Source organism: Pseudoruegeria sp. HB172150 (genome assembly GCF_013184805.1).
Lineage (GTDB): Bacteria > Pseudomonadota > Alphaproteobacteria > Rhodobacterales > Rhodobacteraceae > Psychromarinibacter.
Map to the genome: position 1 here is coordinate 554,401 of NZ_JAATNG010000002.1, position 15,233 is coordinate 569,633.

The following is a 15,233-nucleotide window of genomic DNA, read 5'->3' on the forward strand; positions in this document are numbered from 1 at the left end:
ACCTATCTTGCGGCGATCATAGGAGTGAAAGCCTGGTTGATGACGAGCGCGGCTGCGCCCAGCGTTGCGGTCATCCGGCCGGACGCGCCTCTTAGCAGTCGGGGGCGTTCGCGGTCGGGTCGTGTGGCAACGGATCGGTCCGGCAGCGAGACGCCAGCGATCATGTGGTCTAGCAGCGAGTCGGGCATCGCGCCGCCAAGGATGATCGCCTGCGGATCGAACAGGTTCTCGATGATGGCGACGGCGGCGGAAAGAGGCTCGGCCGTGCGGTCTAGCCATTGGGAGAGGGCTGGATACTCCTCGGCATAGAGCTGTGCGAGATCTTCGCCGCTTTCGACGTTTACTCCGGTATTGCCGAGAGCACGCTGAACTGACAGTCGGCTGACCGCAGATTCCAGAGGGACGATGGCGCCGTCTGAAGGTACCGGGATATGGCCAATCTCACCCGCGTTGCCATGTGTGCCGGCCACCAGTCTCCCCTCATTCACGACGCCAAGCCCGAGGCCGGTGCCGAAATAGAGGAATGCATATGTGTCGAGCCCACGAGCAGCGCCGTTCACCCGCTCCGCCATGGCGGCGGCGTTCGCGTCGTTCTCGACTACCACAGGAAGGTTCAGCGCGTCGGAAAACAGCCGGGCAGGTTCGACATCGTCCCAGGCAGACAGTTCGGAACCGCTTTCTCGAATACCGGTCGCGCCGAACGGGCCGGGCATAACCATGCCCGCTCCCAGCAAGTGCGCATCTGGGTTTTCCGCCAAAGCTATGTCGCGGAGCGAGAGTACGGCGTCGGTTACGTGATCGGGGTGTGTGTCGGCAAGCGCCACACGGCGCGAAAAGAGCGTCTCGCCCCCAAGGTTCAGGACAGCTGCAAAGAGCGCGTCAGGCCGGATCTCGACCCCCAGCGCATGCGCGCCTTCCGGATTGAGTGTGTACTGGACGGCGGGAAGGCCGCGCACGCCTGCGCGACGTCCACATTCCACGATCAAATCTTCACTCAGCAAATCGGCGATGATGTTCGAAACTGCCTGGGTCGACAGTCCGGAGGACCGCGCAATCTCGGCGCGACCGATCTGTCCTGCCGCGCGGACCCGGGACAGGACCACCTGCCGGTTGTGGCTGCGTGATCTTTCGGCATTTGCGCCGACAGTTTCCAGCGGGCGGACGATCATGAGGCCCGATTAACTCAATACACTTGATAACTCAAGCATGTTGAGTTAATCGGAGAAAAGCTCTGACAAAACACGTCACCGGGGCATCGACTGCGCCCCAGGAAAACAGGGAGACGACAATGGAATACGAAAAAACAAGGGCGATGTTCCTTGCCTCAAGCCTTGGCATCTCGGCGCTGTTCGCGGGCGGCGCGCAGGCGGTCGAGATCGAGTACTGGCAATATTTCTACGACGCACGTGTCAAGGCCATGGAGCAGTTGATCGAGACGTTCCAGGAGCAGAACCCGGACATTACGGTCACCATGACGACCTTCCCGTATGATGACTACCGTACCAAGGTCGCTGCCGCGATTCCCGCAGGGGAGGGGCCGGACGTTGTGCAATTGTTCTATGGCTGGTTGAACGATTATGTTGCAGCGGACTTGATCCAGCCATTGCCTGCCGATGCATTTCCGCCGGAGAAGATCGACGAAGAATTTTTCCCGATGGTCCAGGCGATGAAAGGGGATGAGGGTTATTGGGCGCTGCCTACTGCGGTGCGTTCTCTCGCATTGTTCTACAACAAACGCCTCTTCGAAGCGGCCGGCATCGAGGAGCCGCCGGCGACACTCGACGAACTCGTAGAGGACGCCAAGAAAATGACCGAAGTCGATGGCGCAGGCAACGTGACCCAGGTCGGACTGACCGCCGGGATGACCGCGCAGGACCACCATTGGTTCCGGGAGGTCTTGGTTCGCCAGTTCGGCGGAGACCCGTATCTCGATGACTACAAGACAGTGAATTACAACAACGAAGCCGGTCTTGACGCGCTTAATTTCTACGTCGGTCTGGCCGAGGGTGATGTGCCGGCCACCTCTTTCGGCTTCATGGACGAACCGCAGGCTGCCTTCAAGGCAGGACGCGCTGGTATGCATATCGACGGGTCGTTCCGGATCGGATCGCTGGCAGACATTCGCGGCCTCGAGTGGGGGGTAGCCGAGTTGCCCGCTGGTGCGGACGGTACCCAGTCGAACTACTCGTCCTACTGGGTAAACGCCATCACAACGAAAGCAGAAGGCGAGAAGATGGACGCCGCGGTCAAGTTCATGGAGTTTGTCACTTCGGACGAAGCGATGCAGGTTTGGCTTGACGTCGTTGGTGAATTGCCAGCGAAGCCGTCCGTTGGCATGACTGATGACAATGCTAACGACCCTGTTTTCGGTCCCTTCATTCGCGGCCTAGAATATGCGCATACCACCAAATTCGCCAATGAAAGCGCCCAGCGCGAAGCGATGAACCACATGGTGGAAAGGATCACCATCGAGGGAACCGATCCCGCTGACGCGCTCGCCACGGCTGCCGAGGAAGAGCAGAAAGTGCTCGACGACTACTACGCCACTTCGAACTGATTTGATCCAGTGCACCCCGGCCCGCTCGGGGCGGGGTGCAGCCCATTGGGGCGCGAGGAGTCAACGGGTGCGTTTATACCGCAATCTTTCCATCCGACAGAAACAGATCGTCTGGGCATGGACCTTTCTGTCGCTGCCGGTCCTGTTCTATGTGGTGATCCGGTTTTATCCGACCGGAAATGCCATCGTCATCTCGTTCCAGGACTGGAATCTTCTGGGTGACCGGACCTGGGCAGGGCTTGAGAACTACCGCAAGCTTGTGGCTGATCCTGTGTTCTGGAAGGTGTTCGGGAACACGTTCCAATACCTGCTTATCGGTACGCCGATCAGCCTCGTGATTTCCTTTGTCATTGCCTATCACCTCGACCGCGTGCGTTTCGCACACGGTTTTATGCGGATGCTGTACTTCCTCCCTTTCATGACCTCGGCGGTGGCAATGGCCTGGGTCTGGCGCTGGTTCTATCAACCGGTGCCAATCGGCCTCTTCAACAACTTCCTGGCTTCGATGGGCATTCCGCAGGTCAAGTTTCTTGCATCGACCACCAACGCTCTGCCCGCAATTCTGGCGCCGGCCGTCTGGGCCGGGCTGGGGTTCCAGATCATCATTTTCATGGCCGGCCTGCGCGCCATACCACCAAGTTATTATGAAGCCGCGCGCATTGACGGGGTTTCGTGGTGGACGGTGCTTTGGGAGATCACGATTCCGCTGTTGAAGCCCACAATTGTTTTTATCGTTGTGTTCTCGTCAATCGGGTTTCTTCGGATCTTCGACACCGTATTCAACATGACATCCACCAATCCAGGTGGCCCGCTCAATTCGACGAAGCCTTTGGTGCTGATGATCTACCAGACTGCGTTTACCTCTTTCGACATGGGCTACGCCGCGGCGCAAACGGTGGTGCTTTTCCTGGTGCTACTGGTGGTGAGCCTGCTGCAACTCTGGATCCTGAGGGACAAGTGAAGTGGCAGTAGCAGAAGAAATCCGCGCGTCCTCCGAAACGCTTCTTGACCGCAAAGCGACACGGCGTCCGGCAAACCTGGGCCAGATCATCCGCTGGACGATCCTGTTTCTCGGCGGGATTCTGATGGTGATGCCTATTGCCTTCATGATTTCGACCTCGCTGAAATGGCCGCACGAGGTTTACAACCTGAACCTCATCCCTGAAGAGCCGACGCTCGATAACTATCGCTATGTGCTGGAGGACGGCCGGTTCTACTGGTGGTTCCTGAACTCGCTTATCATTGCCACGATCACGACGCTTTCGAATGTCTTCTTCGACAGCCTGATTGGCTACACCCTGTGCAAGTTCCGCTTCCCAGGGCGCTACATCGTCTTCATCGCAATCCTGTCGACGCTGATGATCCCGACCGAAATGCTGGTAATTCCGTGGTACCTGATGAGCCAGCAGTTCGGCTGGCTGGACACTTACTGGGGAATTATGTTTCCCGGGCTTATGACCGCCTTTGGAACCTTCCTGATGAAGCAGTTCTTCGAGACGGTGCCTGACGACTTCATTGAGGCGGCACGCATAGATGGGCTGAACGAGTTCCAGATCTGGTGGACCGTCGCGATGCCGCTGGTCCGCCCGGCGCTGGCCGCACTGGCGATCTTCGTCTTTCTTGGAAACTGGACGGCCTTCATCTGGCCGCTGATCGTGACCAACTCGACGGAACACTACACGCTGCCCGTTGGGCTGTCCTCGTTCGGTGACGAGGCAGATGTGGCCTGGGAACTGATAATGACGGGTGCAGCTATCTCGACGCTGCCGACACTGATCGTCTTCCTGATCTTCCAGCGCTTCATTATCCGCGGTGTTGTCATGGCGGGGCTGAAGGGATGAACGACACCACCCGCTTTCCGGATCCGGTCTATCGCGACACTGTGCTAGCCCCGCTTTTTGAAGGGGTTAAGACGCATTTCGCGGCACATATGGGCGCGCTGAACAAGGCGCATCTCGTGATGCTGGCCGAGACCGGAATTCTGTCTGCTTCGGATGCCGGGTCAATCGCCGACGCCTTGTCCGACATCGAAGTAGACGTCGATATCGCCGCATTGAAGTATACGGGCGAACACGAAGACTATTTTTTCCTTGTCGAGAGCGAATTGCGGCAGAGGCTGGGCGATCTAGGAGGTGCGCTCCACACCGCGCGGTCCCGCAACGACATGGATCATACACTGTTCAAGCTTGCCCTGCGTGGCCGCGTCTCGGCACTGATAGGTCAGGTGCTGGGACTGGCCGACGCGCTGATCGCCAAGGCCCGCATGGAAGCCGAGACGCTGATAGTTGCCTATACTCACGGACAACCGGCGCAGCCGACCACCTGGGGCCACTACCTCGGTGCCGCAATCGAGGTTTTGCTGCGAGACGCGGAGCGTCTCGAAACTGCCGCCGAGGGGCTGGAGCATTGCCCAATGGGAGCGGCGGCGATCACAACCTCTGGCTTTCCGATCGACCGCGATAGGGTCGCTGAGCTTTTGGGCTTCGACGGCCCGTTGTTGAACTCTTACGGCTGTATCGCATCGGTCGACTACATCACCGGCCTCTATTCGGCGATCAAGCTGGTCTTCCTGCATCTCGGCCGTCTGATACAGGACATGCAGTTCTGGTCCGCCTTTGAGGTTCGGCAGCTTTACGTGCCGAATAGTTTCGTACAGATCTCGTCGATCATGCCGCAAAAGCGGAATCCGGTGCCCATCGAGCACCTCCGACATCTGGCCAGTGTAACGGTAGGGCGCTGCGACATGATCAACGGAGTGATGCACAATACGCCCTTTACCGACATGAACGACAGCGAAGGCGAGGTACAGGCGGCGGGATACGCCACCTTTGAAAGCGGCGGACGTGTGCTGGACCTTCTGGCGGCTCTCATCCCCGCATGTTCCATCGACACGGCGCGTGTCCGGGCCAATGCGGATGCCGCCTGCGTCACCATAACCGAGCTTGCCGATACGCTCGTCCGTGACGAGGGGCTGACCTTCCGGCAGGCGCACGAGATCGCTGCGAAGACGGCGAAGGCCGTGATAGCCGATGGCGTCCCGCTCGGCTCAGGTTTCGAAGTATTCACGGCTGCTTTCGCGGACGCGGCAGGGCGCGAGACCAGTTTGACCGAGGTCCAGTTCGCACAGGCAGTTGCACCCGAGACGTTCGTTGCCCGTCGCAACCGCCCCGGTGGACCGGCGCCTGAAGCATTGCAGGCGGCGCTTGCACAATATGTATCAACGCTCGGTTCGCTGAAGAAGAGCGCACTTGACAGGAGGGCGCGGCATCACGCGGCCGAAGAGATGCTGGACGGCGCATTTGCGGCGCTGAAAGAAGGATGAAGCGGTGGCAGATGTAAGCCTGATGAAACTGGTCAAAGCCTATGACAGAACCGAGGTTCTGCACGGTATTGATCTAAACATCGAGGATGGAGAGTTCGTCGTCTTCGTTGGTCCCTCCGGTTGCGGTAAATCCACCACGCTTCGGCTTATTGCGGGCCTTGAGGAGGTCACCTCGGGCGAAATCCGCATTGGCGGTCGTGTGGTTAACAATCTGGAGCCCAAGGAACGCGACATCGCAATGGTGTTCCAGAACTATGCGATCTACCCGCATATGAGTGTGCGGAAGAATATCGGTTTCGGTCTGCGGACTGCCAAAATGCCTAAATCCGACAAGGACAAACGGATCGAGGAAGTCGCAGAGATTCTTGACATGTCAGCGCTGCTGGACCGCAAGCCCAGTCAGTTATCCGGGGGTCAACGGCAGCGTGTCGCGATCGGCCGCGCAATGGTGCGCGATCCGGCTGTGTTCCTGTTCGACGAGCCACTATCGAATCTCGACGCGCAGTTGCGCACGCAGATGCGGCTAGAAATCAAGAAACTGCACCAGCGTGTCGGCAACACGATCATTTTCGTCACCCATGACCAGGTCGAAGCGATGACCATGGCTGACCGCATCGTCATCATGAAAGACGGCTATATACAGCAGGTCGGCACACCGGCGGAAGTGTATCACAAGCCTGCAAATACTTTCGTGGCGCAGTTTATCGGTGCGCCCTCGATGAACATGCTGCCAGGAGCGGTGAACGGTGGATCGGTTCGCCTGGATACTGGCGCAGAGGTCGCGTTGGGGCACAGGCTCGAGTCTGGTCGACGTGTGGTATTGGGAGTACGGCCAGAGGACCTCGCACCCGACATTGACGGTGCTGCTCTTGTCGAGGGACAGGTAATGGTGCGCGAACCGCTGGGGCATGAGACTTTGATCTATGTCGGCGCAGGCGACGCGGAGATCATCGCAAAGGCCGACGGCCGCTTGCCACCGGAGTTGGGTGAGACCGTCTCGCTCACTGCCGACCCTGCAAACATCCACGTTTTTGATGCCGCCAGCGGGGAGGCGCTGACGTGACAATGGTGACCGCAAAGACGGGCGTCCTGTCTGTCGGGCGCACCTATTGCGATCTGATATTCTCGGGTCTGCCGCGGATGCCCTCAATGGGCACCGAGGTCTTTGCCGGAGGACTAGGCGTGCATGCGGGCGGTGGTGCGCCGATCACAGCCGCGGTCCTCGCCGCGCTGGGGCGACCGTCGTTTCTTTCGGCTGTGCTGCCGCAAGAACCATTCGGAGCGTTGGTGCGAAATCAGATTCAGGCCACGGGCGTCGAGCTTTCACTGTGCGAGACGGCAGAGCCGGATGCAGAGCCGCAAGTTACCGTTGCAATTTCGGGTGGAAGCGACCGTGCCTTCCTCACTCGGCGTGTGGGAGCTGCACAACCACCACTTAACATTGCGGAGTTGAATCGGATCGGAGTGCGGCACTTGCATGTGGGAGAACTCACGACGCTTGTCGACACTCCGGAACTGTTGACGCTAGCGCGTGAAGCCGGCCTTACGGTTTCGCTCGACTGTGCCTGGGATGAGTCCGTTTCGCCCGAGGCTGCGATACCAATGATTGGCGCCGTTGACGTTTTTCTGCCCAGCGATGCTGAGGTTGCGTGGTTGGAGCGCATCGGACTGTTGCGCCCCTACGCTCCAGTCACGGTGATCAAGTGCGGTGAACGCGGTGCCGAGGCACATTACGAAGGTAAGGTGTTGCACGCTTCCGCACAGGCGGTAACGCCTGTGGATACAACCGGGGCAGGAGATGCGTTCAATGCCGGGTTTCTGGACCGGTGGCTGGACGGTGTGCCGTTGGGCGAGTGCTTGGCCGCCGGTAACGCCATGGGCGCGGAAGCCATCCAGCGTCCTGGGGGGCTTCCGGCGAACTCCGTATCAGAAAAATCGGAACAACGGTCGGTTTTGACAACCTGATACGACAGCTACCTCCGAATTGGTGCCGAGCAGATCGCTGGGCTCCCGGCGGGAAAAACCGGAAGCTGTCAGCCCTCTGCCACCCCCAGATAGGCATTGATGACATTGCTGTCGCTCAGCACTTCGGCGGGACGGCCCCCTGCAATGGTGCGGCCATAGTCGAGCACCTGCAGTCGGTCGGCGAGATCCGCAACCATCTGCATGTCATGCTCGATCCAGATCATCGCGATGCCCAATTCGTGCTTGATCCGCAACAGGAACCGCGCAAGGTCCTCTCGCTCATCGCGGTTCAGCCCGGCGGATGGTTCGTCCAGCAGCAAGAGTTTCGGTTCCGTCGCTAGCGCTCGCGCAAAACCGGCGAGCTTCTGGATGCCGAAGGGCAGGCCGCCCACGGGCGCATGCCGGAAGCGTTCGAGTTCGACGAATTCGATGATCCGCTCAACTGCTTCCCGATGCATGACCTCTTCCCGCCTGACAGAGGGCAGGAACATCGCCTCGGCGAGAGGATTGGTCCGGAACCGCGCATGTCGACCAGCGAGCAGATTGTCGATGACGCTCATCTCGCGGAACAGCTCGCCATGCTGGAACGTGCGCGCCAGTCCGAGGCGGGCGATCTCGTGAGGGGTCTTGCCGAGGATGCTCTGTCCGCTGAAACGGATCGTACCGGCGCGGGGCCGGTAGATCCCGCTGATACAGTTGAACACGCTCGTCTTGCCGGCCCCGTTCGGGCCGATCAGCGCAAACAGCTCTCCAGGCGCGACCGAAATCGAGATATCGTCCAGCACCTTCAGCCCGCCGAAGGCGAGAGCAAGGTTTTCCACCTGAAGATCAGCCATACCACCTCCGGCTTCTACGGTATTGCTTCACATCGCGATAGCTGCGCCGGTCGCTGCCAGTGTGGCCAAGGTAGAATTCCTGCACGTCGGAATGATCACGAAGCCGCTGCGCATCGCCATCAAGTACGATGCGGCCGTTCTCCAGCACATATCCGTAATCCGCGATGCCAAGTGCGACGGTGGCGCTCTGTTCGACCAGCAGGATGCTAACGCCCAGCTCGTCGCGGATGGCGACAAGGCTCTTTGTGAGCTCTTCGACGGCGACGGGAGACAGGCCAAGCGACAGCTCGTCGACCAACAACAAGTCGGGGTCACACATGATGCCTGCGGCGATGGCCAGCATCTGCCGTTCACCTCCCGATAGCAGCCCTGCGGTTCGGCGGCGCAGGTCGGTGAGGCGGGGAAAGAAATGATAGGCGCGTTCTTCCATCTTTCGTGCCGTTCCGGAGGTACGGGACGGCACGACGGCAAGGTTTTCTGCCACGGTCAGGTTCGGAAAAACCTTGTCGCGTTCCGGCACCAGTGCGAGGCCGCGGCGAGTGATCTCGTAAGGCGGGCGGTTCTCTAGCTGTGTGTCGCGGAAACGAATGCTGCCCTCGGTGACTCGCGCATCATCCAGCCCGAGAAATCCGGAAATGGCGCGCAGCGTCGTCGTCTTGCCTGCGCCGTTGGTGCCGAGCAGGGCAACTATCTGTCGTTCCTCTACCCGCAGCGACACGCCCTGTATGGCAGTTATGGCGCGCTGGTAGACAACTTCCAACTTGTCGACGGTCAGCAGGCTCATGACTTGGTTCCGACGGGCCTGTATCGGAATGGCCAAAGCTGGAAATAGTCGCGCAGGCGCCGCCAGATGCCGACCAGACCCTGCGGTTCGAAGACGAGGAACAGGATCATCACGATTCCGAACGCCGCGTAATTGACCGCAAATACAGAACCGGCCAGGCGATCAGCCCCGGGCAACGCCGACATCAGCCCCTCGATCAGGTAGGGAAACAGCGTGACGAAGGTCGCACCCAGGATCGCGCCCAACAGCGATCCCATCCCGCCAATGATGATCATCGCGACATACTGGATGGTCAGGTACATCGAGAAAGCCTCGATGGACACGAAACCGCGGTAATAAGCGAAAAGCGCGCCGGCAACGGCCGTCATCGAAGAGGAAATGACGAAGGCCAGAAGCTTGTAGCGCGCAATACCGATGCCAAGCGCTTCCGCAACGGTCTCGTTGGAATGGATCGCGCGCCAGGCACGGCCCGAACGGGCTCGCATCAGGTTGATGCAAACCAGCAGCGCGATGCCCGCGGCGGCTAGCAGCACGAGATACCAGGTGCGCGGGGCGTAGATCTCCCAGCCGAAAATCTTCGGCGGATCGACAAGGATTCCCGTGGAAAAACCGCGCCGGGTCTCGTACTCGCCGCCGAGATAGACGACCACGAAATGCAGCGCGAACGTCGAGACGGCAAGGTAAAGACCGCGCAGCCGCAACGAAGGCAATCCGAAAATAAGCCCCAGCAGTGCGCCTGTGACGGCGGCTGCCGGGACAGTGACCCAGAAGGGCAGGGAGAATTCCTTGAACAGGATACCGGCGGTAAAGGCGCCGGCGGCGATCAGGCCGGCATGGCCCAGGCTGATCTGACCGGCAATTCCGGTGAGTAGCATCAGCGCCAGCGCCCCGATGGACGTTAGGAAGACCTGCGTCGCGAGGTCGACGTAAAAGGGCGAGGCAAGGAACGGGAATGCGAGAAGGCAAAGCGTGAAGACGGTGGCCCAGATCCTGGCAAAACGGGTCTCGATCAGGCGAAACTCGTCGGCATAGCTGCGCCGGAAATGCCCACTGGCGGCGGGAAGGGGCTTAGACACGGTCGAGCTCCTCGCGGGTGCCGAACAAGCCCCATGGTCGCACCACGAGCATGACGATCAGCACGAGGAACGGCACAACATCGGCCAGCAGCGGGTCGATGAAGCGGATCACGCCAACCTCCGCCGCCGCGATGATCAGCGCGCCGATCAGCGCACCGGCCAGACTGTCGAGTCCGCCGACAAGTGCTGCCGGAAAGGCCTTCAGCCCGATCATCACCATCGTGCTGTCGAGCCCGGAATCGAGCGCGATCAGCATCCCCGCAGTGGCGCCGGTGAAGGTCGACAGCCCCCAGGCCAGCGCAAAGACCGCGTGCAGGCGGATACCGCGCTGCGCCGCCAGCAGCGGGTTCTGCCCCGCAGCGCGCATCCGCATCCCCCACCGCCCGAAGCGCAGGAACAGGAACAGTGCGCCATAGACCACGACGGTAGAGACGATCAGCAATCCCGCATAAAGCGAAATCCGCGCATCGCCCGGCAGGGTGAACACCGGGTTTTCCCAGCCGAGCATGTCGCGCGGATGCCGCGGGCTGGCGGACCAGATCAGCAGGATCAGACCGCGCAGCAGGATACCCAGCGCAACCGTCGTCAGCACCGCCGCCAGCACCATCTCGCCGGTCATCCGGCGCATCAGGAAAAGATAGACCATGCCGCCCACGACGAGGCTCAGCGCCAGCGCCAGCAGCAGGGCGGCGACGGGGCTGTTCGACAGCCCCGACGCGGTTGCGACCAGAAGGTAGGCGCCGAGCATCATCAGTTCGCCATGTGCCAGGTTCAGCACCCGGCTGACGCGATAGATCAGCACGTAACCGCAGGCAATCAGCGCATAGATCGACGCAAGCACAAGGATGTTGACGACGAGCTGCACCCGTTACCTCCCTTCCGGTTCCGAAACGCCGGCTTACTGGACGTCGTAGCTGGTCCAGTCCCGCACGGTTTCGATCTGCCCGCTATCCGTGTTCCAGCGATAGACGCGATAGCTCTGCACTGTGCGGAAATGGTTGTCCTCGGTCCATTCCAGAGGCCCGCCGCGTAGGCCCTCGGTATCGACGCTGACCGATGACAGCGCATCGCGCACCGACGCCGCATCGCCCGGATCCTCGGCCGCGCTCAGTGCCGCCTCGATCACCATCCCTGCGATCCAGCCCTCGGTCATCTGGTTGGCTTCATAGCTGGACCCGGCCGCCTCTGTGGCGCTGGCGATCTCTTCCATCACCGGCAGCCCTTCCGAGAACATCGCATTGGCGCCGATGGCGTAAAGCCCGGCATCCTTGATCCGCTCCAGCTCTCCCTCCGCCTCAAGGTGGGAGTAGAGCACATAATCGCCCTCCCAGCCCAGACGACGCAACGCCTCGAAGGTCTTGACCTGCGCCACCCAGGGCGCCCAGGACCAGACCCACTCGGCGCCTGCATTTTCGATGTTGGACGCAAACGGCGAATAATCTGGCGCGGGCGGCGGGGTGATTTCCTTGGCGACGGGGGTCATGCCCATTTCGCCCGCAAGCGTCTCGGCATAATCGATCTCGCCGCGCGACACCGGAATCGCCATCGCCTGGAAACCGATCTGCACGTCGGTGCCGTCGGTCGCTTCGATAAAGGCAAGCGCCGCCTGGCTATCGTATTTCGGGCCGAACCCGGTGGTGCAGAACAGGTTCGGATCGGCGGGCGGGAACACTTCGGGCGGGCAGGCGGAAGCCGAAAAGATCAGCGGCACGCCGGCGCGTTTCGCCTCTGCGATGGCCGGGGCATAGGTCGAGGACAGGCTGGCGTTGATCATTACCACGACGCCGTCCTGAGTCAGGAAACGCTTGGAGTTCGCCGCCGCCCGCGAAGGCTCGGCACCGTCATCCTGCAGGATCAGCTCGACGGACCGTCCGCCGATGCCGCCTGCCGCGTTCACACCGTCGAGGTACAGCCGCAGCCCTTCGACCGCCGGCGCATAGGTGCCGGCGACTGGCCCGGTCAAGGCGCCGGTCAGACCGATCTTGATCGTGTCCTGCGCCATCGCCGCCGGTGCAGCGTAAACCACGGCAATGCCGGCAATCATGCTCTTGAACTTCATAGTCTTCTCCTCCCAGGTTCAGGCGGCTCCTCCACCGCCCGTTTGTTCAGCCGCTCCCCACGGCGGCGGCGACCATCCGGTCCTCCCGGTCGTCGTACATTTCGTCGACCAGATGGCCGAATTTCTCGTACATCAGATTCCGCTTCACCTTGCGCGTCGGAGTCACCGGCTCGCCCTCTTCCTCGGGGTCGAGTTCCTTGTGCAGGATGCGGAAATCCTTGATCTGCTCGACCCGCGCCAGCGCCTCGTTGCACCGCGCGATCTCGTCGCGGATCATCTGCCGCAGTGCCGGGTTTTCGGCGAGGTTGGTAAAGCCGGAATAGCCTACGTCATTGGCGCGCGCCCAGTCGGCGGCCATGCCATAATCGACTTCGATCAGCGCGGTCAGGTATTTGCGCCCGTGCCCAAAGACCACGACTTCGCTCAGATAGGGGCTCGCGCGCAGCGCGTTCTCGACATAGGCGGGCGAAATCGTCTTGCCGCCCGAGGTCACGATGAAGTCGCGCGCCCGGTCGATCAGCCGCAGCGAGCCATCTACCCATTCGCCGATATCGCCGGTCCGCAGCCAGCAGTCCTCGGTAAAGCTCCTGGCCGTGGCGTCGGGATTGTTCCAGTAGCCATCGAACAGATCCGGGCTGTTCACCTGAATCTCGCCATCCTCGGCCAGTCGCACCTCCCAGCTCTCGGGAACCGTGCCCACCGTGCCGGGCCGCGAAAACGGGCCGGGTTGGCCAGCGACGATGCCGCCCGCAGTCTCCGTCTGTCCGTACATTTCGACGACATTGACGCCGTAGATCTGCCAAAGCGTCGCGGTCTCTGTCGGCAAAGGTGCGCCGCCGGATATCACCAGTTCCAGCTTGTCGAAGCCCAGCTTGTTCAGGATCGGTCGGAACACAGCAGCCCAGGCGGCAGAAAAGGCGGGACCGGCCAGTTCGCCGTTCCAGCGCGCCTCGGCCCGCTTGCGGGCGATACGCAGCGCAAGGTCATAGGCGCCACGCTTCAGCCCGGTCGTATTCGAGATCCCGATCAGGATCTGCGAGGCCCATTTCTGCAGATAACGCGGCACGGTGAACAGGATGGTCGGCGCGACCTCGAATATCGTCGTTCCGATATCCTCAATGTCCTCGCCGAAATGTGGAACCAGCCGAGAAATCATCGGCAACGTCACAGCGATATCGCGCCCGAGGACATGACAGAGCGGCAGGAACACGACGGCGCGCTGCTCGCGTTCAGTTAGCATCGGGTAGTGGACCACGATGTTATACGTCGCCGCGAGGTGCTTGCCGTGAGACACCACTGCACCTTTCGGTGCACCCGTGGTGCCGGAGGTATAGACGATGAAGGCCGGTGCGGCCGGATCAAGCTTAGTGGTCTTCTGTTCGAGCCAGTCCTGCCCGGCGGTTTCAGCCGCAACGAGATCGCCATAGACCTTCAGCCGGGGATCATCATAGGCGAAGAGCGCCGTCGCATCGATCACCACGATATCGCGCAGTTTCTCCAGCCGGTCGGCCAAGGCAAGGATCTTGTCGACGTATTCCTGGTCCTCTGCCACAAACACCGACGCACCGCCGTCCCGCATCTGGTACTCGACTTCATCAAGCGATGCGGTCGGGTAGATGCCATAGGTGATCGCTCCCAGCGACTGCGCACCGAGGTCGCAGATCATCCATTCCTCGCAAGGGTCCCCCATGATCGCGACGCGGTCGCCAGCCACTACGCCCAGCCGTTCGAATGCCGCGGCCACCCTGGCCACCGCCTCGGCGTAATCCTTCCACCTCCGTTCCCGGTAGATGCCGAGGCTCTTGGAGCGGTACGCAGTGTCGTCTGGAGAGGTGCGGGCAAGCTCGCAAAGCAGGCTTGGCGCCGTGTTGCGGCGCAGCTCTTCGTACCTCCCTGTCGTCGTGCCCGTCATTCTGCCCACCGGCCAATTCGCGGAACTTGGCGCTAACTATAACGCAGAGATTCTATAAGGCTATAAAATTTTTCAAGAACCGTAATTGGAACCTTCCGGCTGCCGGATACCGCCGATCACAAGGTTCGAGAGTGCTTCGGCGATCTTTTCAAGCCCCGCACTCTCTCGGTCGTGCCATGCCGCGACCGAGTTCATCATCCCCAGAAGGCCAAGCGTCGCGAGTCGTGGATTGATCTCCTGCCGGAACTCGCCGGCCCGGATACCATCCCGAATCACACGCTCGAAAATCGCCTCGATACGCCGCGACATCCGTCCGATCCGGCGGCGGCTTTCGGTGGGCAGCCATTTGCGCTCGTTTAGGAAGGTCTGGACGTAATCGGCGCCCTCGGCCATCGGCATGACCTGAGCCGCCAGCAGCAGATGAAGCTTTGTGCCTTGGTCCTCGTCGCTCTTCAGGATGGCCTCGGCGCGTTCGATGAACCCGGCTGTACCGCGCGCGCAGACCTCCTCCAGCGCGGCCTCTTTCGAATGGAAGTAGTAATAAAGGCTGGCCTGCCTCATCCCCAGAAGATCCGCGATGTCCTGCGTCGAAGCACCGTGATAACCGCGCTCGGCAAAGACCCGGGCTGCCGCGTCGAAAACCTCGTCACGGCGCTTCCGGGTCATCGGCTTTTCGGCAGTTGCGGCTCGGCGCGGCATCGGCGCTCCTTTCGCAAAGGATC

The 15,233-nt window shown here is 61.0% G+C and carries 14 protein-coding genes; 6 read left to right on the plus strand and 8 right to left on the minus strand.

The window, feature by feature from the left end; genetic code table 11:
- Nucleotides 1-2: 2 nt before the first annotated feature.
- Nucleotides 3-1,169, minus strand: coding sequence for an ROK family transcriptional regulator (locus HCO70_RS14435; protein ID WP_172297293.1), 1,167 nt, complete (start codon nucleotides 1,167-1,169; stop codon nucleotides 3-5).
- Between the two features lie 119 nt (nucleotides 1,170-1,288).
- Between HCO70_RS14435 and HCO70_RS14440 the strand changes: the two genes are divergently transcribed.
- The 6 genes from HCO70_RS14440 (at nucleotide 1,289) to HCO70_RS14465 (ending at nucleotide 7,844) form a co-directional block, all read left to right on the plus strand.
- Nucleotides 1,289-2,557 carry an extracellular solute-binding protein gene (locus HCO70_RS14440; protein ID WP_253913285.1) on the plus strand — a complete coding sequence of 423 codons (1,269 nt, stop codon included), beginning with the start codon at nucleotides 1,289-1,291 and terminating at the stop codon, nucleotides 2,555-2,557.
- A 67-nt stretch (nucleotides 2,558-2,624) separates the two neighbouring features.
- Nucleotides 2,625-3,518, plus strand: a complete 894-nt coding sequence (locus HCO70_RS14445; protein WP_172297295.1) for an ABC transporter permease subunit — start codon at nucleotides 2,625-2,627, stop codon at nucleotides 3,516-3,518.
- Between the two features lies 1 nt (nucleotide 3,519).
- Nucleotides 3,520-4,398, plus strand: coding sequence for a carbohydrate ABC transporter permease (locus tag HCO70_RS14450; RefSeq protein ID WP_371742229.1), 879 nt, complete (start codon nucleotides 3,520-3,522; stop codon nucleotides 4,396-4,398).
- Nucleotides 4,395-5,879 (plus strand): argininosuccinate lyase, encoded by a 1,485-nt coding sequence (gene argH / locus HCO70_RS14455; protein WP_172297297.1) that lies wholly within the window; start codon nucleotides 4,395-4,397, stop codon nucleotides 5,877-5,879. Before HCO70_RS14450 ends, argH begins: the two co-directional genes overlap by 4 nt.
- A 4-nt stretch (nucleotides 5,880-5,883) precedes the next feature.
- Nucleotides 5,884-6,942, plus strand: coding sequence for a sn-glycerol-3-phosphate ABC transporter ATP-binding protein UgpC (locus HCO70_RS14460; RefSeq protein ID WP_172297299.1), 1,059 nt, complete (start codon nucleotides 5,884-5,886; stop codon nucleotides 6,940-6,942).
- Nucleotides 6,943-6,944: 2 nt separating this feature from the next.
- Entirely contained in the window at nucleotides 6,945-7,844 is a 900-nt protein-coding gene (locus HCO70_RS14465; protein WP_172297463.1) for a carbohydrate kinase family protein, read from the plus strand.
- 68 nt (nucleotides 7,845-7,912) lie between these two features.
- Here HCO70_RS14465 and HCO70_RS14470 read toward each other — a convergent pair whose 3' ends face one another.
- From HCO70_RS14470 to HCO70_RS14500, 7 genes are all read right to left on the minus strand, one after another.
- Nucleotides 7,913-8,680 carry an ABC transporter ATP-binding protein gene (locus tag HCO70_RS14470; protein WP_172297301.1) on the minus strand — a complete coding sequence of 256 codons (768 nt, stop codon included), beginning with the start codon at nucleotides 8,678-8,680 and terminating at the stop codon, nucleotides 7,913-7,915.
- Nucleotides 8,673-9,464: an ABC transporter ATP-binding protein gene (locus HCO70_RS14475; RefSeq protein ID WP_172297303.1), complete on the minus strand. Its 792-nt coding sequence runs from the start codon at nucleotides 9,462-9,464 to the stop codon at nucleotides 8,673-8,675. Before HCO70_RS14475 ends, HCO70_RS14470 begins: the two co-directional genes overlap by 8 nt.
- The gene (locus tag HCO70_RS14480) at nucleotides 9,461-10,540 is read right to left on the minus strand and encodes a branched-chain amino acid ABC transporter permease (RefSeq protein ID WP_172297305.1); all 1,080 of its coding nucleotides are present in this window, start codon (nucleotides 10,538-10,540) and stop codon (nucleotides 9,461-9,463) included. Before HCO70_RS14480 ends, HCO70_RS14475 begins: the two co-directional genes overlap by 4 nt.
- Nucleotides 10,533-11,405, minus strand: coding sequence for a branched-chain amino acid ABC transporter permease (locus HCO70_RS14485; protein WP_172297307.1), 873 nt, complete (start codon nucleotides 11,403-11,405; stop codon nucleotides 10,533-10,535). Before HCO70_RS14485 ends, HCO70_RS14480 begins: the two co-directional genes overlap by 8 nt.
- Nucleotides 11,406-11,438: 33 nt before the next feature.
- A complete protein-coding gene (locus tag HCO70_RS14490; protein ID WP_172297309.1) occupies nucleotides 11,439-12,599 on the minus strand; it encodes an ABC transporter substrate-binding protein in 1,161 nt (386 codons plus the stop codon).
- Nucleotides 12,600-12,645: 46 nt separating this feature from the next.
- Nucleotides 12,646-14,511 carry a long-chain fatty acid--CoA ligase gene (locus HCO70_RS14495; protein ID WP_172297311.1) on the minus strand — a complete coding sequence of 622 codons (1,866 nt, stop codon included), beginning with the start codon at nucleotides 14,509-14,511 and terminating at the stop codon, nucleotides 12,646-12,648.
- A 72-nt stretch (nucleotides 14,512-14,583) separates the two neighbouring features.
- Nucleotides 14,584-15,210: a TetR/AcrR family transcriptional regulator gene (locus HCO70_RS14500; RefSeq protein ID WP_172297313.1), complete on the minus strand. Its 627-nt coding sequence runs from the start codon at nucleotides 15,208-15,210 to the stop codon at nucleotides 14,584-14,586.
- Between the last annotated feature and the right edge of the window lie 23 nt (nucleotides 15,211-15,233).